This window comes from Streptomyces eurocidicus (assembly GCF_002891295.1).
Classification (GTDB): domain Bacteria; phylum Actinomycetota; class Actinomycetes; order Streptomycetales; family Streptomycetaceae; genus Streptomyces; species Streptomyces eurocidicus.
Genome location: NZ_LGUI01000001.1, coordinates 1,058,687 through 1,080,969 on the forward strand (window position 1 = coordinate 1,058,687; position 22,283 = coordinate 1,080,969).

Sequence of the window (22,283 nt, forward strand, 5' to 3'; positions counted from 1 at the left end):
TTGTTTTTTCAAAGTGCGCCCCTCGCGGGGTGCGGTGCCCATCGTACGTGACCGGCGGACGGCAGTGCCAGCGTATTTACCCGGGCGGGCTACCCCTGGGCTACCCCTGGGCTACCCGTGGGCCGCCCGCTGTCGCTGCTGCCGTCGCTTGGCCGCCGCGATGGCGCGGTTCGACTCGCGGGTGTCCTGCTTCTCGCGCAGGGTCTGCCGCTTGTCGTACTCCTTCTTGCCCTTCGCGAGGGCGATCTCGACCTTGGCCCGGCCGTCCTTGAAGTACAGGGACAGCGGCACGATGGTGTGCCCGGTCTCCTGCGTCTTGGACGCCAGCTTGTCGATCTCCGCGCGGTGGAGCAGGAGCTTGCGCTTGCGGCGGGCGCTGTGGTTCGTCCACGTGCCCTGGTTGTACTCGGGGACGTGGACGTTGTGCAGCCACGCCTCCCCGCCGTCGATCTGGACGAAGCCGTCGGCCAGCGACGCCTTGCCCTGCCGCAGCGACTTGACCTCGGTGCCGGTCAGCACCAGGCCGCACTCGTAGGTGGTCAGAAGGTGGTAGTCATGTCGCGCCTTCTTGTTCTGCGCGACCAGTTTGCGACCCGTCTCTTTAGCCATAGCGCGGCCATTCTCGCACTACGACCCACCCCCGAGGCCACTCAATACTGTGCGGGCCCGCCGCTCGGCGTCACCGCGGACCACCAGGTCGGGCGCGATGCCCCGGCCGTCGACCGTCCGCCCGCCGGGCGTGCGGTAGTGGCCGACGGTCAGCTCGGCGACCGAGCCGTCCGCGAGCCGGGTGGGCATCTGCACCGAGCCCTTGCCGAAGGTCGGGGCGCCGACGACGACGGCCCGGCCGCGGTCCTGGAGGGCCCCGGTCAGCAGCTCGGCGGCGCTCATCGTGCCGCCGTCGACGAGCACGACGAGCGGGGGCCGGGTGGCACCACCGGGGCGGGCCTCCAGGGCACGCTGGCTGCCCCGGACGTCATAGGTGGCGACGAGACCGCCGTCGAGGAAGGCGGAGGCCGCGGTGACGGCCTCGGTCACCAGGCCGCCGCTGTTGCCCCGCAGGTCCAGCAGGATCCCCTCGGCGGGCCCGGCCGCGCGCACCGCCCGGCCGACCCGCTCGCCGGTGCCCCTGGTGAAGGACTCGACCTTGATACGGGTGGCGGGCGCGCCCGTGCCCTCGTCCCGGAGCCGCTCCACGGCCACGCTCTCGGTGGCCAGCCGCGCCCGGCGCAGCGTACGGTCCCAGGCCCGGGGGCCGCGCTGGAGCCCGACCGTCACCGGCGTACCGGGCACGCCCACGGCGGTGGACGGGGCGTACCCCTCGCCGCTCCCGCCCCACCGGTCGGGGCCGGCCGTGTCGCCGCGCAGCCGGGCGACGACCTCGGTGACGGGGAAGCCGTCGACCCCCTGCCCGTCGATGCTGCGGATCCGGTCGCCGGGCCGGAGGCCGGCCCGCGCGGCGGGGCTGCCGGGGCGGACGCTGTCGACCTCCGTCCGGCCGTCGGCGGACCGCCGGGCGGACAGGCCGACGCCGACGTAACCGCCGTCGAGGGAGCGCGCGAAGCCCTCGTACTCACGGGCGCTGTAGACGGCCGACCAGAGGTCGCCGCTGCGGGTGACGACCTCCGTGGCGGCCTCCGAGCCCGACTTGCCGTCCTGCGCGGCCCGCGCGGCGGCGGCCTCGACGGCGCGGTGGTCCACCGGGGGCCGCTCCCCCGGGGCGCCGGGCGCCGCGGCCGGGTGCGCGAAGGTGCGGATCTGCGCCCGCTTCCGGCCCTCCTGCGCGTCCGCGCTCCAGGAACCGGCCACGGCGCCCGTCGCCAGCACGCCCGCGAAGACCAGTGTCAGCGCGGCGGCGCGGCGGGCGCGGCGCTGCGGGACGAACATCGGCGGGCCGGGCATGCGCGTGAGTCTAGGACACGGAAGGGCGCCGTACGGGGAGTTGACCGCACGGCGCCCTCGGCACCCGTCAGACCTTGAGGTACTTCCGCAGGGCCGCGAACGCCGCCAGAGCGGGCATCAGCAGGCCCATCGCCAGCACCAGGGGCAGCTTGGCCAGCACCGCGTCCCAGCCGATGAAGGTGATGACGTCGATGTGGTTCACGAGCCAGTTGTTGACGAGGAAGTACTGGCCGCTGACCAGCAGCACGCAGGCCAGGCCCGCGCCCAGGAGACCGGCGAAGGCCGCCTCCATGACGAAGGGGATCTGGATGTAGAAGCTGGACGCGCCGACCAGACGCATGATGCCGGTCTCCCGCCGGCGGCTGAACGCGGACACCCGGACGGTGTTGACGATCAGCATCAGCGCGACGACGAGCATCAGGCACATCACGCCGAGCGCCGCGAAGTTCATGCCGTTGAGGAGGTTGAACAGATCGGACAGGACGTCCTTCTGGTCCTGCACCATCTGCACGCCGGGGCGTTCCGAGAAGGCGGTGGAGATGACCTGGAACTTGGTGGGGTCCTTCAGCTTGATCCGGAAGGACTCCTGCATCTGGTCCGGGGTCACCGAGGCGGCGATCGGGGAGTTCTTCCCGAACTGCTCCTTGTAGTGCTTGTACGCCTCGTCGGACGTCTCGAACTGCACCTTCTGGACGACCGCCATCTTCTCCAGGTCGGCGCGGATCTCCTTCTTCTGGTCCTCGGTCGCGGCCCCCTTGGCGCAGGCCGGGAAGGACTGCGCGTCGGTCTTGTTGCAGAGGTAGATCGAGACGTTGACCTTGTCGTACCAGAAGCCCTTCATCGTGCTGACCTGCTCGCGCATGAGCAGCGACCCGCCGAAGAGCGCGAGCGACAGAGCCACGGAGACGATCACCGCGAAGGTCATCGTGAGATTGCGGCGGAGACCGACGCCGATCTCCGACAGGACGAACTGGGCGCGCATGGCGTCCTTTCAGTGCTGGTAGCCGTAGACGCCGCGCGACTGGTCGCGCACGAGACGGCCCTGTTCCAATTCGATGACGCGCTTGCGCATCTGGTCCACGATCTGCTGGTCGTGGGTCGCCATGATGACGGTGGTCCCGGTCCTGTTGATCCGGTCCAGCAGCTTCATGATGCCGACGGAGGTCTGCGGGTCGAGGTTGCCGGTCGGCTCGTCGGCGATCAGCAGCATCGGGCGGTTGACGAAGGCGCGGGCGATGGCCACGCGCTGCTGCTCGCCGCCGGAGAGCTCGCCGGGCATCCGGCTCTCCTTGCCGCCGAGGCCCACCAGCTCCAGGACCTGCGGGACGGCCTTGCGGATCTCGCCGCGGGGCTTGCCGATGACCTCCAGGGCGAAGGCCACGTTCTCGCTGACGGTCTTGCTGGGCAGCAGGCGGAAGTCCTGGAAGACCGTGCCCAGCTGGCGGCGCATCTGCGGCACCTTCCAGTTGGAGAGCCGGGCGAGGTCCTTCCCGAGCACGTGGACCTGGCCCGTGCTGGCCCGCTCCTCGCGCAGGAGCAGTCTCAGGAAGGTGGATTTGCCGGACCCCGAGGAACCGACCAGGAAGACGAACTCGCCTTTCTCGATCTCCAGCGACACATCGCGGAGCGCAGGGCGGTTCTGCTTGGGATAGGACTTGGAGACGTTGTCGAATCGGATCACGAGTGCACCAAGCGTCGACCTGGATAGGGGCACGGAACACCGCGCGACCGCGGCTCCCGTCGGTGTCCGTGACCATACGCGACCGACCGGTGCACGCGCAGTCGGCATCGGGTGATGGCGCGTTTGCGGGCGCCACCCCGGGGGACAAAATCAGGACAATGGGCACAGGCGCCCCGGCCGTGCCCCCCGCCTACGCCGACCGGCCGCGCCGAACGGCGGGGAAGCTGGCACAGTGGTAAGGGGAACCGCTCGGCTCTCCCACGCGTTGGACGTACCGGAGGAGGAGATCGCATGACATGCGACCGACTGGTGTGCGCCAACTGCGCTGCCCCCGTCAGCGAGGGCCGCTGTCCCGTCTGCCGGGCCAGCAGGGAGCGCCTGCAGCACCAGGAAGGCGTCTTCGCCGGGCTGACCCCGGCCACGCTGCTCGCGCTGCTGGTGGCGCTGATAGCCGTGGCGGTGGCCGTGCACGACTTCGCCGCGTAGCCGTCCGGCCACGCGGCGCGCCCCGAGGGGCGCGCGGAGCGTACGAAGGGCCCGGAGCGTGTGAGCGCTCCGGGCCCTTCGTGGTGTCCGCGCCGGGTGCCGCGGGTCCCCGGCCGGGCGGCCGGGGCGCGTGCGTCAGGCCGCGGCGGCGTTGCCGCGCGTCATCAGACGCGGCAGCAGGCGGAAGCCGATGCCGCCGGCGATCATCGTCGCGGCGCCGACGACCAGGAAGGTCGTCTGGCCGGCGCCGGTCTCGGCGAGCTGCTCCTTGGGCTTGGCCTGCTGGACGGGCGTGGTGCCCGAGCCGTCGGAGTCCGTGCCGGAGCCGCAGTTGCTGGCGGTGTCGACGGGGCAGGTGCGGCCTTCGCCGCCCTTGTCGCCCTTGTCGGTGCCGCCGCCGGTGGTCGCACCGGTGTGGTCGTCGCCGGTGGAACCGGTCGAACCGGTGGAGCCGCTGCCGGAGCCGTTCTCGTCACCGCCGGTGGAGGAACCGGTGGAACCGGTGGAACCGGTCGAACCGGTCGAGCCCGTGGAGCCGGTCGAGCCCGTGGAGCCGGACGTGCCGGAGGAACCGCCGGAGCCGGTGGAGGAACCGGTGGAGCCGGTCGAGCCCGTGCTTCCGGTGGAGCCGGTCGAACCGGTGGAGCCGGTGCTCCCGGTGGAACCGTTGGTGCCGGTGCCACCGGTCTCGTGACCGCCCGTACCCGTGCCACCGGTCTCGTTGCCACCGGTGCCCGTACCGCCGGTCTCATGACCGCCCGTACCCGTACCGCCGGTCTCATTGCCGCCGGTCCCGGTACCGCCGGTCTCGTGCCCGCCCGTGCCGGTGCCGCCGGTCTCATTGCCGCCCGTGCCCGTACCGCCGGTCTCGTTGCCACCGGTGCCGGTGCCGCCGGAGGACGGACCGCCCGTCTCGGACCCTCCGGTGCCGGTGCCGCCCGAGGACGGACCGCCCGTCTCGGATCCGCCGGTGGTCTCGTTGCCACCGGTGCCGGTGCCGCCCGAGGAGGGGCCGCCGGTCTCGGTGCCGCCCGTGCCGGTGCCGCCCGAGGACGGACCGCCCGTCTCGGTGCCACCCGTGCCCGTACCACCGGTCTCGGTGCCACCCGTGGTCGGCGGCTGCGGGATCTCGTTCGGGTCGCCGTCGACGGCGACGGAGCGGACCTTGACGTCCGCCTTCACGCCGACCCCGGCGACATGGACACCCGCGGCGGAGGCCGCACCGGCCGCCGTCAGCGAAGCGCCGGCGGCGACGACCGCGCCGGCGGCTATGCGCGCGACGCGCAGCCGCGTCTTCTTGGTCATATGCCTGCTACCCCCAGTAGCCGATCTCGTCATTGGAGCAGCTATGCACGGGGCGGTGGCGTCTGGGGGCCTCAGACAGGCGTAGCCGGCCAGTTCGGCCGGCCGCTCGCCCCCCGCCACACACGCCCCAGTGATACGCGTGCCACGCGCCAGCCTTCCCAGTTTTTGATGCAGCGTCAAGGAAGTTACGGGCGGGACTGTCCGGCTGTGCGGGGGTTTGGGGTTACTTCTCCTGCTGCTTCCGCCAGCGGATGCCGGCCTCGAGGAAGCCGTCGATGTCGCCGTCGAGGACGGAGGTGGGGTTGCCGACCTCGAACTCCGTACGGAGGTCCTTGACCATCTGGTACGGGTGCAGGACGTAGGAGCGCATCTGGTTGCCCCAGGAGCCGCTGCTGTCGCCCTTGAGCGCGTCCATCTTGGCCTGCTCCTCCTGGCGGCGGCGCTCAAGGAGCTTGGCCTGGAGGACGTTCATGGCGGTCGCCTTGTTCTGGATCTGCGAACGCTCGTTCTGGCAGGAGACGACGATGCCGGTCGGGAGGTGGGTCAGACGCACCGCGGAGTCGGTGGTGTTGACGCCCTGGCCGCCGGGGCCGGAGGAGCGGTACACGTCGACGCGCAGCTCGGACTCGTCGATCTCGACGTGGTCCGTCTGCTCGACGACCGGGAGCACCTCGACGCCCGCGAAGGAGGTCTGACGGCGGCCCTGGTTGTCGAAGGGCGAGATGCGGACGAGGCGGTGGGTGCCCTGCTCGACGGAGAGCGTGCCGTAGGCGTACGGGACCTGGACGGCGAAGGTGGTCGACTTGATGCCGGCCTCTTCGGCGTAGGAGGTTTCGTAGACCTCCGTCTTGTAGCCGTGGCGCTCGGCCCAGCGGAGGTACATGCGCTGGAGGCGCTCGGCGAAGTCGGAGGCGTCGACGCCGCCGGCCTCGGCGCGGATGTTGACCAGCGCCTCGCGGGAGTCGTACTCGCCGGAGAGGAGGGTGCGGACCTCCATCTCGTCCAGCGCCTTGCGGACGGCGGTGAGCTCGGTCTCGGCCTCGGCGAGCGCGTCGGCGTCGTCCTCGGCCTCGGCGAGCTCGAAGAGCACCGAGAGGTCGTCGATCCGGCCGCGCAGGGACTCCGCCTTGCGGAGCTCCGCCTGGAGGTGCGACAGCTGGCTGGTGATCTTCTGTGCCGCCTCCGGGTCGTCCCAGAGGGAGGGGGCGGCCGCCTGCTCCTCGAGCACGGCGATGTCAGCCCTCATCTTGTCGAGGTCCAGGACGGCCTCGATCGACCCCATGGTCGAGGAGAGGGACTTCAGCTCTTCGGATACATCAACGACTGCCACGCACCCAGCCTAACGGCTGCGCCGGGCTGCCTGGCCCGAAGAGGTGGTGACGGGGGTGGTGACGGGGCGTTTCGGGCCGCTGCGCGGGGCTTGTTCCCCACCCCGCCCCTTCCCGAACGGGGCTCCGCCCCGGACCCCGGTCCTCAAACGCCGGACGGGCTGATTTTCAGCCCGTCCGGCGCTTGAGGACATTCGGGAAGGGGCGGGGCTGGGGAAAAAGCCCGCCGCAGGCGCACCACCACACCCCGGCCCCGGCTACGGCACCCGCGGCTCCGGCACATCCGTCCGCTGCACCGTCGGAGACTTCCGCGGAGCGTCCTGGTCCGATGTCGCGAACCACGTCCCCACCCCCGCCGCCGCGGCCAGCGCCACCGCCGCCGCCCCCAGCTTGATGCGGCGGCGCCGCGTCTCCGCCGGGGAGCGGTGCCGGGCGGAGCCCGCCCGGCGCTGGCCGGGGCGCGGGGCGCGCGGGCCGTGCCGTGCGCCCCGCCCGCCAGCTCGGCGGGGGTCGGCACCCGCATGCTGGTGTGGGTGTCCCGGTTGGAGTCGGCGACGGCCCCGGGACGAGCGGCACCGCGCCGCGCGGCCGCTGAGCCGCGGCCGTGCCGGCCGTGCCCGCCTGGACGGCCGCGCCGTCCAGGGGCGTCCGCTCGGTGGCGACGCCGTCCGGCGTCTCCGGCTCGTCCTCGGGCTCGTCGATGTCGAGCGGCGGTATCCCGGCGAGGCCGGGCAGCAGCTCCCGCAGCCGTGCCGCCAGCTCCGGGGCGCGCAGCCGTGACGCGGGGCCCTTCGCGAGGCACTGGACGATCAGCTGCCACAGCTCGTCGGGGATGCCGGGCAGCGGCGCCACGGTCTCCGTGACGTGCCGCCGCAGGACCGCGCCGGGGTGGCCGCCGCCGAAGGGCGTGAAGCCGGCCAGCAGCTCGTACAGGACGGTGGCGAGGGCGTAGACGTCCACGGAGGCACGCGGCGGCAGGCCCTCGATGATCTCGGGGGCCAGATAGTCGGGCGTGCCGATGACGCTGCGGGGGCCGGGCCCCCGGCCCGGCGTGCCCTGACCGGGCGCGGCGGCGGGCCGCTCGCGGGCGGGGCGCGGGGAGTCCACGAGGCGGGCGATGCCGAAGTCGGTGAGCAGCGCGGGGTGCGCGCCGCCGGGGCCGAGCTCGCCCTGCATGTCGAGGAGGACGTTCTCGGGTTTGACGTCACGGTGCACGATCCCGGCCGCGTGCGCGGCGGCGAGGCCGTCGGCGACGTCGGCCACGATGGCGACGGCGGCCTCGGGCGCGAGGCGCCGCTCCCGGTCGAGCCGGGTGCGCAGGTCCGTGCCCCGGATGAGGTCCATGACCAGGGCGAGGTCGGCCCCGTCCACGACGAGGTCGCGGACGCCCACCACATGGGGGTGGTCCAGGCCGAGCAGGGCCGCGCGCTCCTGCACGAACCGGCCGACCAGCTCCTGGTCCGAGGCGAGGTCCTCACGCAGGAGCTTGATGGCGACCGGGCCCTCCGGCCCCTCGCCGAGCCACACCGTGCCCGCACTGCCGCGCCCCAGCACCTGGTGGGCGGTGTACCGGCTGCCGATCTTCCGTGCCAAGGCTGTTCCGGTTCCTTTCAGTCCTCCGACATCCGACGGAGACGCCGGCGACCACGGGGGCGCCGGCGACCAAGCTACGCGGCCGGGGAGGCGTCAGGGACCCCGATCCCGGAGCAACCGCCACTTCCGCGGCGGAAAACACCCGTCAGGTGTCGATAAATCCACACCGCTAGGCGCCCTTGGACGACCCGAGGCCGGAGATCCAGTCCTTCACATCCGTGATCCAGCCCCAGGTGGCGTCCCAGAAGCCCCGGCCGTCAGCGACCCAGTCCTTCAGCGGGGTGAACTCCCAGACGAGCCAGGACCCGATGAACAACAGGACAATCATGAAAAGGCAACCCTTGAGGCAGCCGAGCCCCGGGATCCGCATGGGGTTGGCGCTGCGCTGCCTCGGCGGCCGCGGCTCCCGGCGCGGCGCCGGGGGCTCCGGGGCGTACCGCTGCGGCTGGGGCTCCTGATACCGCTGCTGCGGCTCGGCGCCCCGGCGGCGGCGCTCCGGCGGGCGCTGCGGGGCGTACGGCTGCTGGGGCTGGGGCGGCCTGGGCGCGTACTGCTGCGGCTGGGGCTGCGGGGCGTACGCCTGCGGCGGCTGCTGCCCGTAGGCCCGCTGCGGCGGCCGCTGGGGCTGCTGCGGGTGCGGCTGCTGGGGCTGCTGCTGGGCGCGCCGCTGGGGGCGGCGGCGCAGCGGGTCCTCGCTCGGGTCGAGGTACTGCACCTGGGTCTGGTCGTTGCGGTCGCGGGCGGCGCGCATCTGCGTCTGCCACGGGTGCTCGGCGTCGCCGCCGGGCGGCCCCGGGGGTACGGGCGGCATGGCGCGCGTCGGGTCGGGCGCGCCGGCGCCGTTCGGGCCGGAGCCGGCCTGCATGACCCGGGTGGGGTCGGCGTCCCCGCCGGGCGCGGGCGGCGTCGTGGGCAGGAAGCTGGTCGCGGCGTCCGGATCGGCCCAGGGGGCGGGCGCGCCACCGGTCGGGGACAGCACCTGGGTGGGGTCGGCGTCGCCGCCCGGCACACCGCCCGGTCCCGTGCCCGGGACCGGCGCGGGCTCCGGATCGGGGGTGAGCAGCGCGGCGACGCCGAGCGCGGCCTCCGCCTGGGCCGGGGAGGCGTGCACGCCGACGCCGGCGGCGACGACGCGCAGCGCGCGGGCCAGGTTCTCGGCGCTCGGCCGCTGCTCGGGCCGCTTGCTCAGGCAGCGCTCGATGACCGTCCACAGGGGCTCGGGCACGGTGCTGGGGCGGCGCGGCTCCGCGCTGAGGTGCTGGTGCAGGACCTCCAGGGCGGTGGCCCCGGAGAACGGCGGGCGGCCGGTGACCAGCTCGTACAGCAGGATGCCGGCGCCGTAGATGTCGACGGCGGAGGTCTGCGGGCGGCCCTCGGCGGACTCGGGCGCGACGTAGGCGGGCGTGCCCACGAACTCGTGGGTGCGGGTCAGGCCCGGGGAGTCCGCGAGGCGCGCGATGCCGAAGTCGGTGAGCATCGGGTGCAGCGTCGGGCCGCCGGAGCCGGCCAGCAGGACGTTCGCCGGCTTGAGGTCGCGGTGCACGACGCCGTCGGCGTGGCTGGCGGCGAGGGCGTCGGCGATCTGGGCGGTGAGCAGGGCGGCGGCCACCGGGGTGAAGGGGCCGTTCTCGCGCAGGTAGCGGTGCAGGTCCGGGCCGTCGACGAGGTCCATGACGAGGGCGAGGAGATCGCCTTCGACGACGAGGTCGCGGGTGCGGACGATGTTGGGGTGGGTGAGCCGCAGCAGGACGGAGCGCTCGCGCAGGAAGCGCATCACGACGTCCGCGTCGTTGGCCAGCTCCTCCTTGAGCACCTTGATCGCGAGGGCCTCTCCGGGCTGCCCGGCCACCGCGGCCTCGGCGCCCGCCGCCTCCCGCTGGCGGGCTCGCCAGACGGTGCCCGTCGCGCCGCGTCCGAGCACCTCCTCGAGCAGGTACTTGCTACCTACCGGCCGCACGTCATGCGCTCCCTGATCGTGGTCCTTGCTTGCGATGGCCTCTGTCGTGCCCGGCCTTGCGCCCACTGTAGTGCCGTCGTACGGACCACCGGCTTGACGAAATCCGGGGGGCTTGCGGTAAAGACGCGCGTTCCGGACACTTGGTTGCCACCAGTGAGCGGTGTGGCGGTACGGGCGGCCTCGCGGGTCTCCTTACGGATCTCCTTACGGGCCTCCTTACGGGCCTCCTTCGGGCCTCCTTCGGGCCTCCTTCGGGCCACAGTGCGACGCGCAGGAGCGCACGAAAGAGCGCACGTCCGGGCCTCCGCAAAAACACGGCAAGAGACGTCAACGGACATCAATAAACAGGCACCCGGCGAACCGATCACACGGCTGCGGCGATCCCACTCGTTCACCAACGGCGTTTTTCGCACACTCCGATCGTCGTTCAAGATCACGAATTGACTCTCGCCGGGCGCGTCGTCGGTGGCAGGTGCGAGGATGCTCGCAAGCACGGATGCGGTGGGGAGGGAGCGGACTGCCCCGCGCGAACGTGGTGACCTGTACGTGCCGACGCGCCCGTGCACGGTGGGGGAGGGCCGCGCCCGGCCCCTGTCGCGCACCAGGGGCAGGAAGGGACCGTTGACGGCGATGCAGATCAGGCTGACCGTCCTCGGGCCGCTCAGCGGCCACACCACGCACACCACTCGGGCCTGCGATGTGCTCGTGACCGCCCCCGCGGGCACCGCCCTCGCCAGTGTGACCAGCGGGCTCGCCACCGCCGTCGCGGCCGCCGGCTGCGACCTCGGCAGCGGCACCCCCGTCGTCTACGCCGGGGCCGAACGGCTCGACGCCCAGCGCCGCGCCCTGGGCGAGCCCCCGCTGATCGACGGCGCCGTGCTGTCCCTGAACGCCCCGGCCGATCCGGAGCGGCACCCCGGGGCGCCGCTGCTGTCCGGCGACCCCGAGGCCGCCGTGCGGCTGCACGTGGTGTCCGGGCCGGACGCGGGCGGGGTCCATCTGCTGCACGGCGGCGAGGTCCACGTCGGCCGCTCCACGGCGGCGGACGTCCCCCTCGACGACCCCGACGTCTCCCGGCTGCACTGCGCGGTCACGCTCGCCGAGGACGGCACGGTCACCGTGCGGGACCTCGGCTCCACCAACGGCACGGCCCTCGCGGGCGAGGAGGTCGCCGGGGAGCCGGTCGTCCTCCCCTCCGGGGAGCTGCTGCGGGTGGGCGAGTCGGTGCTGAGCCTGCACGGCGCCCAGGACGCGAACCCGCCGGTGCTGCCCGCCGTCCCGGACGGCGAGGGCCATCTGCGGGTGGGCCCCGTCGTCACCCCGCCCACGGGCCCGCTGGCGCCCCCGGCGCGCGGCCCCTGGCTGGGCGCCCCGGCGCAGGCCCGGGAGCCCGGCCGGACCAGCAGCGCGGTCGGCACGGCGGGCTTCCCGGCATCGGACCCCCTGTACGGCGAGGACCCCGTGACCCACGGCGGGCGCGGGGTGCGGCTGAGCCCCGAGGAGCCGGCCGGGCGGCCCCCGGCGGCCCGAGCGCGCCCGCCGGGGAACCGGCCCGGCGGCGCAACCGGGGAATAGGCGCATGGGCGCGGCGGCTGACCGGCGGCCGGAGCGCGGCGGCCCGGCCGCCGGAGCCCGGCGAGTGGCCCGAGGACGGCGCGGCCCCGGCCGGGACGGCCCGCGCCGAGGCGGCGGCGCTGCGCGAGCGCTGGCCGGACCCGGCGAGCGTGCTGCTGACTGCGCTCGGGCCGGGCCCGCGCCTGTGGGAGCGCGGCCCGGACCACCCCGACCTGCTGACCGTCCGGCTGGGCACCGCCGACCGCTACGCCCCGGACGGCTCGGCCCAGGCCGCCGTGCCGGTGACGGTCGGGCTGCGGCAGGCCGGCTCGCTGGGGCTCGCGGGGCCCCGGGGGCGGCTGTCCGGGCTGGCCAGGTCGGTGCTCGCGCAGCTGGCGGCGCTGCACTCCCCCGCCGCCCTGGAGTTCGTCCTGATCAGCGCGGACCGCGGGCGCACCGCCGAGGAGCGGCTCGCGGAGTGGTCCTGGCTGGGCTGGCTGCCGCAGCTGCGCCCGGTGCGCGGCCAGGACTGCCGGCTGCTGACCGCCTACGACCGCGAGCAGGCCGTGGCCCGCACCTCCGAGCTCGTACGACGCCTGGAGGAGGGGCCGCTGGGCCCGCACTGGGCGGCCGCCACGGCGACCGCCGTCGCGCACGCCGCCGAGCGCCACACCGGCCCGCGCACCGTCCTGATCGTCGACGGCGACCCCGGCTCGGCCGATCTGCGCGAGACGGTCGCCCGGCTGGCGGTCGGCGGCCCGGCGGCGGGCATTCACCTGCTCTGTCTGGCCGAGGCCCCCGCCACGACGCCCGCCTCGCCGGTCTCCGCGACGCTGGCCACGGCCCGTGCCGCGGCCCCGGCGTTCCCGCACTGCGGCGCGGTGGCACTGCTGAGCGGTGACGTGGCCACGGTGGTGCAGATCCTCCACCGGGCACCGGCCGCGGGTGCGGCGGGCCCCGCGGGCATGCCCGGCGCGGGGCAGGCGTACGAGCACGGCGCGTACGGCCAGGAGGGGGCGTACGGCCAGGACGGCGCATCCACTGCTCCCGGCACGGGCCTCGACACGCGGTACGCGCGGCCCCCCGATCCGTACGGCCCGCCGACCGGCCTCGCGGAGGCCGGCGCCGGGACCCACGCCGACGACTCCGGCTCGGGCACGGCCGTGGTCGCGGCCGTGGACGCCGTGTCGGCGGCGTGGGCCGAGCGGTTCGCGCGGGCGCTGGCTCCCCTGCGGATGACGGACGCGGCGGCCGGCGGGCCGTCCTCCCGGGTGGCGGCGGCCCTGCCGCGCAGCGCCCGCCTGCTGGACGAGCTGGGGCTCGCCCGCGCCACCCCCGCCTCGCTGACGGCCCGCTGGGCGGCGGCCACGGACCGGGGCGCCCGGCCCGGCGGCCGCGCCGTCGCCGTGCTCGGGGCCGGGCCGCACGGCCCGCTCGCCGTGGACCTCGCGGCGGACGGTCCGCACCTGCTCGTGGAGGGCGGGACCGGCAGCGGCAAGTCCGAGCTGCTGCGCTCCCTCGCCGCCTCGCTGGCGGCGGCGGACCGGCCCGACCGGCTCTCGCTCGTCCTGGTCGACGGGGCCGGCGCCGAGCGGGGCGAGGGGCTGCGGCTGTGCACGGACCTGCCGCACGTCTCCACCTATCTGGCCGCCTCCGACCCGGTGCGGATGCGGGAGTTCGCCCAGGCCCTCAGCTCGGAGCTCAAGCGCCGCGCCGAGCTGCTCGGCCGGCTCGACTTCACCGCCTGGCACACCCAGCACGCCGCCGTCGCCGCCGCGCAGGTCGTGTCGCCCCGCCGTCCGATGGACGCCGCGGGCGACCTGGACAGCCTGCCGACGGGCACCCTGAAGCTGCGCACCCAGCGGGACGGCCCGTCGCTCACGGCGGAGACGGCCCTGCCCCGCCTCGTCGTCCTCGTCGACGACTTCGACGCGCTGGTCGCCCCGGCGCTGGGCAGTACGGGCCGGCCGGCGGCGGGTTCCGTGGTCCGCGCCCTGGAGGCGGTGGCCCGGGACGGCGAGCGGCTCGGGGTGCACCTGGTGGCGGCCTCCGGGCGGCCCGAGCGGACGGCCGACACCGCGGCCGTCGAGCGGGCCGGGCTGCGCGCGACGCTGGAGATCGCCCCGCCGTCGGCCGACGGCGGGGCGGCGGACGGCAGCGGCGCGGGCGAGCCCGCGCCGGGCCGCGGGCGCCTGATGCGCCCGGACGACGACGCGACGACGCCCTTCCAGGCCGGCCGGGTCACGGGCCGCATCCCCCGGACTGCGACGCTCCGCCCGACGGTGGTGACGCTGGACTGGCAGCGGATGGGCGATCCGCCCACCCGCCGGCCGGTGCGCGAGCTCGGCAACGGCCCGACCGACCTCGCGCTGCTCGCCAGCGCCCTTCAGCGGGCCGCGCAGTCGGCGGGGGCGGAGGCCGCGCCGCCGCTGCTCTGAGCACCGCCTCCCGCGTGGGCGCGGGAGGCGGGCGCGGGCCGGGGAGGCATCCGGCGCCGGGCGTGACAGCGCATCACAGCCCGGTCACGATAAGCGAGTTGTCCCCGTTGACGGTATTGCGGCGGCTCGCGGGCGGGCGTAGGACTGTCGCACGGGGAGGCGGGCCGCATGCCGGGCCGGTGCGCGCTACGGCCGCCCACCGGGGGCTCGTACGGGGAGGGGCGGCAATGCGTACATCGCTTCGCACGGTGCGGGGGGCGCGCGGCGCCCTGGCGCTCCTCGCGGCGGGGGTCCTGACCCTGACGGCCGCGGGGTGCAGCGACGACGGCGGGGGGAAGAGCACGGCGCCGGCGCCCGGCGGCACCTCGGACGCCGTCCCGCACACCGTCCGGCTCCCCAAGCTCAACGGGCGGAAGCTCAAGGTCACCGCGGTCTGGACGGGCGCCGAGCAGAAGGGCTTCACCAAGGTCCTGGACGAGTTCTCGCGGCGCACGGGCGCCGAGGTGGCATTCGTGCCCAGCGGCGACGACATGTCCTCCTTCGTCGGCTCGAAGGTGGCCGGCGGCGACCCCCCCGACGTGGCGATGCTCCAACAGCCGGGAGTGCTGCGGGAATTCGCCCGCAAGGGATGGCTCAAACCGCTCGGCGACGAGGCGCGGGCGGAGCTGGCGAAGAACTTCCCCAAAGGCTGGCAGGACCTCGGCTCGGACGAGGGCAAGCGCTACGGCGTCTACTTCAAGGTCAGCAACAAGTCGCTCGTCTGGTACAACACCAAGGTCTTCGGCGGGGCGGGCGCCAAGGAGCCGCGCACCTGGGCGGAGTTCCTGAGCACCGCGCAGCTGATCGCCGACTACGGCATCCCGCCGGTGTCGGTGGCGGGGGCGGACGGCTGGACGCTCACCGACTGGTTCGAGAACGTCTATCTGTCGCAGGCGGGCCCGGAGAAGTACGACCTCCTCGCCCGGCACGGGATCCCGTGGACGGACCCGTCGGTGAAGGACGCCCTGACCGCCCTGGGCAAGCTCTTCGGCGGCCCGGGGCTGCTGGCGGACGGCAACGACGGTGCGCTCCAGACGCAGTTCCCCACCTCCGTCACCCAGACCTTCAGCGGGGGCGAGGAGCCGAGGGCCGCCATGGTCTTCGAGGGCGACTTCGCGGCGGCCAACATCCTCGCCACCAGGGCGGCGATCGGCAAGGACGCCAAGGTCTTCCCCTTCCCCGCGGTGGGCGCGAAGCCCCCGGTGGTGACCGGCGGCGACGTGGGAGTGGCCCTGAAGGACGGCCCGGCGGCGCAGGCGCTACTGACCTTCCTCGCCTCGGCCGACGCCGCGCGGGTGTGGGCCGCGGAGGGCGGCTTCCTGTCCGCCAACAAGAACCTCGACCCGGCCGCCTACCCCGATGACGTGCTCCGCTCCATCGCCAAGGCCCTCGTCTCGGCCGGCGACGACTTCCGCTTCGACATGTCCGACCTGGCCCCCGCCTCCTTCGGCGGCAAGCCGGGCCAGGGCGAGTGGAAACATCTCCAGGATTTCCTGAAGAACCCCGGCGACGTGGCGGGCACCCAGCGGAAGCTGGAGTCCGACGCGGCCAAGGCGTTCAAGAGCTGACAGGAGCCCCGCACCATGTCGACCGCCTCCGCGGGCGGCGCTGCGGCCTCCGGGCCGCCCGTCCCGCCCCTCCCCCCGCCTCGTCCGCCGCCTCCCCGGCCGGGAAGAAGCCCAGGGGCGTGCTCGGGACCCGGCCCTGGGTCGCCGCGCTGTTCCTGCTCCCGGCGCTGGCGCTGCTCGGCGCCCTCGTCGTCTATCCCATCGGCTATTCCGTCTACCGCAGCTTCCTCGACGCCTCCGGCGACGGCTTCGCGGGCGTCGACAACTACCACGAGGTCTTCACCGACGAGCGGATCCGCACGGCCCTGAAGAACAACGTCATCTGGGTGATCGTCGCACCGTCGGTCGCCACGGCGCTGGGGCTGATCTTCGCGGTGCTCACCGAACGGGTGCGCTGGGGCACGGCGTTCAAGATCGTCGTCTTTATGCCGATGGCGATCTCGATGCTCGCCGCGGGCATCATCTTCCGGCTGGTGTACGAGCAGAACCCCGACCGCGGCGTCGCGAACGCCGTGTGGGTGGGCATCCACGACACCTTCAAGGCCCCCGCGCCCTTCCCCGGCGCGCATCCCAGGGACGACAAGCTGCTCACCGGGGCCGGCGGGGCGTTCACCACCCGGACGGTGGTGAAGGCCGGCACCCCGGCCGTCCTGCCGCTGGTGGGGGCGAAGCCCAAGGACCTGAAGGGCGCGAAGGACGCCGCCGCGCCCCGGGAGGCGGCCGGGAACGTCACCGGGACGGTGTGGCGGGACTTCACCCGGGGCGGCGGGGGCACGCCGGGGGTGATCGACCCGGGTGAGAAGGCACTGAAGGGCGTGACGGTGGAGGCGGTCAGGGACGGCCGGACCGTCGCCTCCGCGACCTCCGCCGCCGACGGCACCTTCACCCTCCCGAAGTCGGCGGACGGCGCCCTGCTGTCGCTGCCGGCCTCGAACTTCGCCGCGCCCTACAACGGCGTCGACTGGCTGGGCCCCTCGCTGGTCACCCCGGCGATCATCGGCGCGTACGTCTGGATGTGGGCGGGCTTCGCGATGGTCCTCATCGCGGCGGGCCTGGCGAGCGTGCCGCGCGAACTCCTGGAGGCCGCGCGGGTGGACGGCGCGAACGAGTGGCAGGTCTTCCGCCGGGTGACGGTGCCGCTGCTGGCTCCGGTCCTCGGGGTCGTCCTCGTCACGCTGATGATCAACGTGCTGAAGATCTTCGACCTCGTCTACATCATCGCGCCCGGCGCGAGCCTCGACAACGCCAATGTACTGGCGCTCCAGCTGTACCAGTCCTCCTTCGGTACGGACGTCAACCAGGGTGTCGGCAGCGCCATCGCCGTCTTCCTCCTGGTACTCGTGCTGCCGGTGATGCTGGTGAATCTCAGGCGGATCCGAAGGGAGCGGCAGCGATGACCACCCTGGACACGGCCGTACGGGCCAAGCGGTCGCTGCCGGCGCGGATCGCCGGGCGGCTCGGCGGTGGCGTGATGCGCCTCTTCCTGATCGTCGTCGGGCTGTTCTGGCTGACGCCGACCGTGGGGCTGCTGCTCTCCTCCTTCCGCGACAAGAGCGACATCGCGGCCTCGGGGTGGTGGAAGGTGCTGAGCCACCCGGCGCAGCTCACCACCGAGAGCTACAGCACCCTCTTCTCCAACGACACGGTGATGAAGTCCCTCCTCACCACGGCCCTGATCACCGTGCCGGCCACGGTGCTGGTGGTGCTCGTCGGCGCGCTGGCCGGCTACGCCTTCGCCTGGCTGGACTTCCCCGGCCGGGACTGGTGGTTCATGGCCGTCGTGGGCCTGCTGGTCGTGCCGGTGCAGGTCGCGCTGATCCCGGTCGCCAAGCTGTTCGACTCCCTGGGCATCTTCGAGTCGACGCCGGGCGTGGTGCTCTTCCACACCGCCTTCGGGCTGCCGTTCGCGGTCTTCCTGCTGCGGAACTTCTTCGCGGAGATCCCCCGCGAGCTGCTGGAGGCGGCCCGGCTGGACGGCGCGGGCGAACTCCGGCTGTTCCTGCGGGTGGTGCTCCCGCTGGGCGGCCCGGCGATCGCCTCGCTCGGCATCTTCCAGTTCCTGTGGGTGTGGAACGACATGCTGATCGCCCTGATCTTCGCCGACAGCGGGAACCCGCCGATCACGGTCGCGCTCCAGCAGCAGGTGCGGCAGTTCGGCGACAACATCGACATCCTCGCCTCGGGTGCCTTCCTCTCCATGGCCGTCCCCCTCGCGGTCTTCTTCGCCTTCCAGCGTCAGTTCGTCAGCGGAGTGATGGCGGGCGCGGTGAAGTGAGGCGGGGCACGCCGGGCCCGTCGGCGGGCCCGGTGGGGTGAGGCGGGGAACGCCGGACCTGCCGACGGGCCCGGTGGAATGAGGCGGGCCGCGCCGGGCCCGCCGGTGGAGCGCCTCCCTCAGCGGCGTACGCGGAGCGTGACCGCGCCCCCGCGCACGAACACCGAGGACCCCTCCTCGCAGAACCGGTCGAGCACGGTCGTCTTGGCGTACTCGGCGCGCTGGGCACGAAACCAGCGGGTGCCGACGGTCGCGGTGTCCTGGACCACCCAGACCCGGCTGCCCGGGGGGAGCCGGGCCAGGCGGTCGCGCAGCGCGCCGGTGGTGACCTCCTCGCCGAAGAGGGTGCCGGAGGCGGCGGGCGACCGGTCGAGGGTGAGGTCGCGCAGGCCCGTGAAGTCGCGGGGGTAGGCCAGGGAGACACGGCGTTCGTGCAGGGGGAGGAAGAGCACCGCGTCACCCGGCCCGGCCAGCCGCCCGACGAGGGCGGCGACCGGGGCCAGCTCGTCACCCCGGCTGACGGGCAGGCGCTCGCGCCGCTGCGCGGGGAGCTGGCAGGCGAAGGCCGCCACGACGGCCAGCGCACCGGCCGCGGCCACGGCCCGCCGCCACGCCCGGGTCCCGGGCGGCCGGAACGCCGCGACGAGGCGATCGGCGCCGGAGGCGGCGAGCAGCGGCACCCCGGCCAGGCAGAAGAGCAGATAGCGGTCGAGGAACAGCGGCTGGTACTGCGCGGCGCCGAAGAGGAGCACGGGCGGCACGACGGCGAGCGGCCACGCCACGGCGTTCAAGGAGACCGGGGCTCCGGGCCGGACGGGCCCGACGTCCCTGACGTGCCTGACGTCCCCGACGTGCTGGACGCGTCCGACGTGCCCGAACACCGCCCGGAACCGCGCGGCCCGGCCTCCCCCGGACACCCGGCCGAGCGACCAGCGGGCGGGGGGCGCCGGCCTCTCGGGGGCGGGATCCGGCCCGGCGGGCGTGCGGGGAGGCCGCGCCGAGCGTGCGAGGGGCACCGGGGGCCCGTCCCCGCCGCGCGGCCGGGCCGCCCGTCGGTACGGCGGGAACGGGCGGGCCGGAGCGAGGAGCCGCCACGCCCGGCCTGCCGAGGGCGCCAGCAGGGACACTCCCGCCAGCACCAGCGTGACCGTCAGGACCGGCTCGCCCGGCCCCGCGAACGCGTACAGCAGCGCCTCCGCCTCCCGCCGCCCCGGCGTCCTGATCCACGACACCTGCGCGCTCTGCGCCCGTGAGACGACCGCCAGCGGCAGCAGCGCCAGACAGCAACCGGCCACCGCGCACGCCCAGGCCCGCCAGGTCCGCCACGGCACCCGGGAGACCAGCAACGTCACCGCGTGCGCGGCCGCCAGCAGGATCGCGAACTCGTGGAGCAGCGCCGTCCCGGCGACCACCGCGCCGTAGCCCGCCCAGCGCCCCGGTGAGCCGCGCTCGACGGCGCGGACCAGCAGCCAGGTGGCGAGCGCCGCCCCGGCGGCGACCATGGCGTACGAACGGGCCTCCTGCGCGTAGTGGCTGACGAAGGGCGTGGTGGCGTAGAGCAGCCCGGCCCACAGGCCCACGCGCGGGCGGGCGAGGCGGCAGCCGAGGGCGGCGACGAGCGCGACCGTGGCGGCGGAGGCGGCGACGGACGGCAGCCGGAGGGCGATCTCGTCGTCCCGGACGGCCAGGACGGCATGCATCAGCAGGTAGTAGAGACCGTGGACGGCGTCGACGGTGCCGAGGGCGTGCCAGATCTCGGGCAGGGAGCGGCGGGCGATCTGGAAGGTGGCGCTCTCGTCCCGCCACATCGTGCCCCGGTCCAGCCCCCAGAGCCCGAGGACGAGCATGACGGCGACGGGGGTGACGACGGCGAGGACGGCGGCGCGGCGGGGCGGGCCGGCCGAGCGGGGTGGGGCAGACGGGCCGGACAGGTTAGACGGGTTGGACGGGTCGGATGAGTCGGACGGGCGGACGGGGTCGGGCGGACCGGGCACCGCCGCCCGCCGCCCGCCGCGTTCAGCCACGGGTCGCATGACTGCCTCGGCTTCCCCGACCGGCTCGGTCGGCTCGACTGGCTTGAGCACCTCTGGCACCTCTGGCACCTCTGGCACCTCCGATGCCTCTGATGCCGCTAATGCCTGCGAACACGGCATAAATATGTTTGTTTGGATAGAAATGTCTGTCATGGAGGCGTGGCGCAGCGGCACCCCGGACCCCGTCCCGGGCGTGCCCCCCGGGCAGGTCAGCGTGGTCGTCATCGGCTTCGACGACGCCGCGCACATCGCCGACGCCGTGCGCTCCGCCCTCGCCCAGGGGCCGGCCGTCGCCGAGGTCGTCGCCGTCGACGACGCCTCCACCGACCGCACGGGCCCGGTCCTGGACGGACTGGCCACCCGCGAACCGCGTCTGCGGGTGATCCACCGCGCCGTCAACAGCGGGGGCTGCGGCGCGCCGCGCAACGACGGCCTGCGGGCCGCCACCGCGCCGTACGTGATGTTCCTGGACAGCGACGACACCCTGCCCGAGGGCGCGGCGGCGGCCCTCCTGCGGGCCGCGCTGCGGTACGACGCGCCGGTGGCGGCCGGGCTGTGCGTCCGCCGCGAGCTGCCCCAGGGCCGCGACACCCGCTGGCAGCCCGGCCTCTACCGGCGGGCCGCCGTCCACCGCTCCCCCGAGCACCGGCCGGCGCTCCTCCACGACACGCTCTGCGTCAACAAGCTGTACGCGCACGCCTTCCTCGCCGAGCACGGCATCACCTTTCCCGAAGGTCCCTTCATCTACGAGGACTTCGTCTTCACGGCCCGGGTGCTGGCGGCCCTGCCGCGCGTGGCGACCGTCCCGGACACGGTCTATCTCTGGCACGTGCGGCGCGACGCGGCCGCGCCCTCGATCTCCCTGGACCGCGAACGGGTCGCCAACTGGCAGGCCCGTGTGCGGGCCCACCGGCGGAGCGTGGAGATCTTCCGCGACGCGGGCAGCGAGCCACTCGCACGCGCCGCCCGGGTGAAGTTCCTCGACCACGACCTGCGCATGTACGTCCGCGAACTGCCCGCGCGGGGGCCCGGGTACCGGGCGGAGTGGTGGCGGACGACCCGGGACTACCTCGGCACGTACGAGGAGGCGGAGCTGCGGGCCGCGCGCCCGCCGGCCCGCTGGATCGCCCGCGCCGTACTGACGGCCGGTGCCCCGCGCGACCTGGAGCGCCTGGCCCAGCTCGCCGCCCACCCGCCACGGCTGCTGCCGCCGTACGCGACGGCGGACGGCGCCCCGGTCTGGGCCCCGGACCTCCCCGGAGCCCCCTTGGACGGCCTCACGGGCCCGGCGGCGGTGCCCACCGCCCACCTCCCGGTGACCGTCGACGGGGAGCTGCGCGCGACGGCGTTCCCCGGCCTCGGCCTCCGCCGCCGTCCCGGGGACGGCGGCCTTCAGGAGGGGCCCGGTGACGGCTGTGACGGCCTCCGCCCGCCGGAGAGCCCGGCTCCGGCCGGGACGTCCGGCCCGGCCGCGCCCGCCGGACCCCGGCCCCGCCACCTGCCGACCGGCCCCCGCGCCGAGCTGCGGCTGCGGGTGCACGATCTCTACGGGCGGCTCGGCGCCGACCCGCCGCGCGGCGCCGAGGTCGCCCTCCGCCGCCGGGACGGCACGGTCACGCTGCGGCGGAACGTGCCGCTGACCGCCGGAGGAACCGGCGAGGAGGCCGCCTGGACCGCGACGGTCGCCCTGGGCCTCGGCGCGCTCGCGGCGCTCGGCCGGCGCGACGGCGCCGGTGCCGACCCGCAGTCCTGGGACGTCCGCGTCCGGGTGCGGTGCGCGACCGGCGACTCCTTCCTCACCTCCGTACGCGCCACGGGCGCCCTGCGCCGCACGGCCCTGCCGAGCGCGCGCTTCGGCCTGCTGCTGGTCCGGCCGCACGCCACGGCGGCGGGTTCCCTCACCCTCCGGCTGGCACCGGGCATACGCTCCGCCGCCGGCATAGCCCTGCGCCGGGCGCGCCGGGCGGCGAAGCGCCCCGGCGACACACACGGTGAGCCACACGCCGACACCGACGATGCCCCGTAGTGGCCGGGCCCCCCACCTCCGGCGGCTTCCGGCGCACGCCCGGCGCCGCTTCCGCACCTTTGTCTCTCCCGTGGCTCCTGCCGCCACCCCGGCACCCC

The 22,283-nt window shown here is 74.7% G+C and carries 16 protein-coding genes; 7 read left to right on the forward strand and 9 right to left on the reverse strand.

The window, feature by feature from the left end:
- Positions 1-111 precede the first annotated feature (111 nt).
- From smpB to ftsE, 4 genes are all read right to left on the reverse strand, one after another.
- Positions 112-609 carry an SsrA-binding protein SmpB gene (gene smpB / locus AF335_RS04800; protein ID WP_102916926.1) on the reverse strand — a complete coding sequence of 166 codons (498 nt, stop codon included), beginning with the start codon at positions 607-609 and terminating at the stop codon, positions 112-114.
- A gap of 18 nt (positions 610-627) precedes the next feature.
- A complete protein-coding gene (locus AF335_RS04805) occupies positions 628-1,902 on the reverse strand; it encodes a S41 family peptidase (protein ID WP_102916927.1) in 1,275 nt (424 codons plus the stop codon).
- Positions 1,903-1,969: 67 nt separating this feature from the next.
- Complete coding sequence (gene ftsX / locus AF335_RS04810) at positions 1,970-2,884, reverse strand: permease-like cell division protein FtsX (RefSeq protein WP_102916928.1); 915 nt, start codon at positions 2,882-2,884, stop codon at positions 1,970-1,972.
- Positions 2,885-2,893: 9 nt separating this feature from the next.
- Positions 2,894-3,583: a cell division ATP-binding protein FtsE gene (gene ftsE, locus AF335_RS04815; protein ID WP_102916929.1), complete on the reverse strand. Its 690-nt coding sequence runs from the start codon at positions 3,581-3,583 to the stop codon at positions 2,894-2,896.
- A gap of 291 nt (positions 3,584-3,874) precedes the next feature.
- Between ftsE and AF335_RS04820 the strand changes: the two genes are divergently transcribed.
- A complete protein-coding gene (locus AF335_RS04820) occupies positions 3,875-4,069 on the forward strand; it encodes a hypothetical protein (protein WP_102916930.1) in 195 nt (64 codons plus the stop codon).
- A 135-nt stretch (positions 4,070-4,204) separates the two neighbouring features.
- Here AF335_RS04820 and AF335_RS04825 read toward each other — a convergent pair whose 3' ends face one another.
- From AF335_RS04825 to AF335_RS04840, 4 genes are all read right to left on the reverse strand, one after another.
- On the reverse strand, positions 4,205-5,374 hold the full coding sequence (locus AF335_RS04825) for an LPXTG cell wall anchor domain-containing protein (RefSeq protein WP_102916931.1): 1,170 nt from the start codon (positions 5,372-5,374) through the stop codon (positions 4,205-4,207).
- Positions 5,375-5,597: 223 nt separating this feature from the next.
- The gene (gene prfB, locus AF335_RS04830) at positions 5,598-6,704 is read right to left on the reverse strand and encodes a peptide chain release factor 2 (RefSeq protein ID WP_102916932.1); all 1,107 of its coding nucleotides are present in this window, start codon (positions 6,702-6,704) and stop codon (positions 5,598-5,600) included.
- A gap of 166 nt (positions 6,705-6,870) precedes the next feature.
- Positions 6,871-8,295: a serine/threonine-protein kinase gene (locus AF335_RS04835; RefSeq protein ID WP_425329108.1), complete on the reverse strand. Its 1,425-nt coding sequence runs from the start codon at positions 8,293-8,295 to the stop codon at positions 6,871-6,873.
- A 169-nt stretch (positions 8,296-8,464) separates the two neighbouring features.
- Positions 8,465-10,252 carry a serine/threonine-protein kinase gene (locus AF335_RS04840; protein ID WP_102916933.1) on the reverse strand — a complete coding sequence of 596 codons (1,788 nt, stop codon included), beginning with the start codon at positions 10,250-10,252 and terminating at the stop codon, positions 8,465-8,467.
- A 630-nt stretch (positions 10,253-10,882) separates the two neighbouring features.
- On the opposite strand from AF335_RS04840, the gene AF335_RS36790 reads away from it, so the two are divergent.
- The 5 genes from AF335_RS36790 (at position 10,883) to AF335_RS04865 (ending at position 18,126) form a co-directional block, all read left to right on the forward strand.
- On the forward strand, positions 10,883-11,827 hold the full coding sequence (locus AF335_RS36790; RefSeq protein ID WP_483409766.1) for an FHA domain-containing protein: 945 nt from the start codon (positions 10,883-10,885) through the stop codon (positions 11,825-11,827).
- A 149-nt stretch (positions 11,828-11,976) separates the two neighbouring features.
- The gene (locus AF335_RS35375) at positions 11,977-14,244 is read left to right on the forward strand and encodes an FtsK/SpoIIIE domain-containing protein (RefSeq protein ID WP_483409767.1); all 2,268 of its coding nucleotides are present in this window, start codon (positions 11,977-11,979) and stop codon (positions 14,242-14,244) included.
- 227 nt (positions 14,245-14,471) lie between these two features.
- Positions 14,472-15,851: an ABC transporter substrate-binding protein gene (locus tag AF335_RS04855; RefSeq protein ID WP_102916934.1), complete on the forward strand. Its 1,380-nt coding sequence runs from the start codon at positions 14,472-14,474 to the stop codon at positions 15,849-15,851.
- A gap of 119 nt (positions 15,852-15,970) precedes the next feature.
- Positions 15,971-17,248: a carbohydrate ABC transporter permease gene (locus tag AF335_RS04860; protein WP_244926906.1), complete on the forward strand. Its 1,278-nt coding sequence runs from the start codon at positions 15,971-15,973 to the stop codon at positions 17,246-17,248.
- A complete protein-coding gene (locus AF335_RS04865; protein ID WP_102916935.1) occupies positions 17,245-18,126 on the forward strand; it encodes a carbohydrate ABC transporter permease in 882 nt (293 codons plus the stop codon). Before AF335_RS04860 ends, AF335_RS04865 begins: the two co-directional genes overlap by 4 nt.
- Before the next feature lie 119 nt (positions 18,127-18,245).
- Here AF335_RS04865 and AF335_RS35380 read toward each other — a convergent pair whose 3' ends face one another.
- Positions 18,246-20,150 carry a glycosyltransferase family 39 protein gene (locus AF335_RS35380; RefSeq protein ID WP_411158115.1) on the reverse strand — a complete coding sequence of 635 codons (1,905 nt, stop codon included), beginning with the start codon at positions 20,148-20,150 and terminating at the stop codon, positions 18,246-18,248.
- A gap of 160 nt (positions 20,151-20,310) precedes the next feature.
- Here AF335_RS35380 and AF335_RS04875 point away from each other — a divergent pair, with 160 nt between their 5' ends.
- On the forward strand, positions 20,311-22,185 hold the full coding sequence (locus AF335_RS04875; RefSeq protein ID WP_228773544.1) for a glycosyltransferase family 2 protein: 1,875 nt from the start codon (positions 20,311-20,313) through the stop codon (positions 22,183-22,185).
- Positions 22,186-22,283 lie beyond the last annotated feature (98 nt).

Excerpts from the sequence above, each read along its gene's own strand:
- ftsX (WP_102916928.1), bottom strand. The coding sequence starts at position 2,884 with ATGCGCGCCCAGTTCGTCCTGTCGGAGATCGGCGTCGGTCTCCGCCGC.
- AF335_RS04825 (WP_102916931.1), bottom strand. The coding sequence starts at position 5,374 with ATGACCAAGAAGACGCGGCTGCGCGTCGCGCGCATAGCCGCCGGCGCG.
- smpB (WP_102916926.1), bottom strand. The coding sequence starts at position 609 with ATGGCTAAAGAGACGGGTCGCAAACTGGTCGCGCAGAACAAGAAGGCG.
- AF335_RS04865 (WP_102916935.1), top strand. The coding sequence starts at position 17,245 with ATGACCACCCTGGACACGGCCGTACGGGCCAAGCGGTCGCTGCCGGCG.
- AF335_RS04855 (WP_102916934.1), top strand. The coding sequence starts at position 14,472 with ATGCGTACATCGCTTCGCACGGTGCGGGGGGCGCGCGGCGCCCTGGCG.
- AF335_RS04805 (WP_102916927.1), bottom strand. The coding sequence starts at position 1,902 with ATGCCCGGCCCGCCGATGTTCGTCCCGCAGCGCCGCGCCCGCCGCGCC.
- AF335_RS04820 (WP_102916930.1), top strand. The coding sequence starts at position 3,875 with ATGACATGCGACCGACTGGTGTGCGCCAACTGCGCTGCCCCCGTCAGC.
- AF335_RS36790 (WP_483409766.1), top strand. The coding sequence starts at position 10,883 with ATGCAGATCAGGCTGACCGTCCTCGGGCCGCTCAGCGGCCACACCACG.
- AF335_RS04875 (WP_228773544.1), top strand. The coding sequence starts at position 20,311 with ATGGAGGCGTGGCGCAGCGGCACCCCGGACCCCGTCCCGGGCGTGCCC.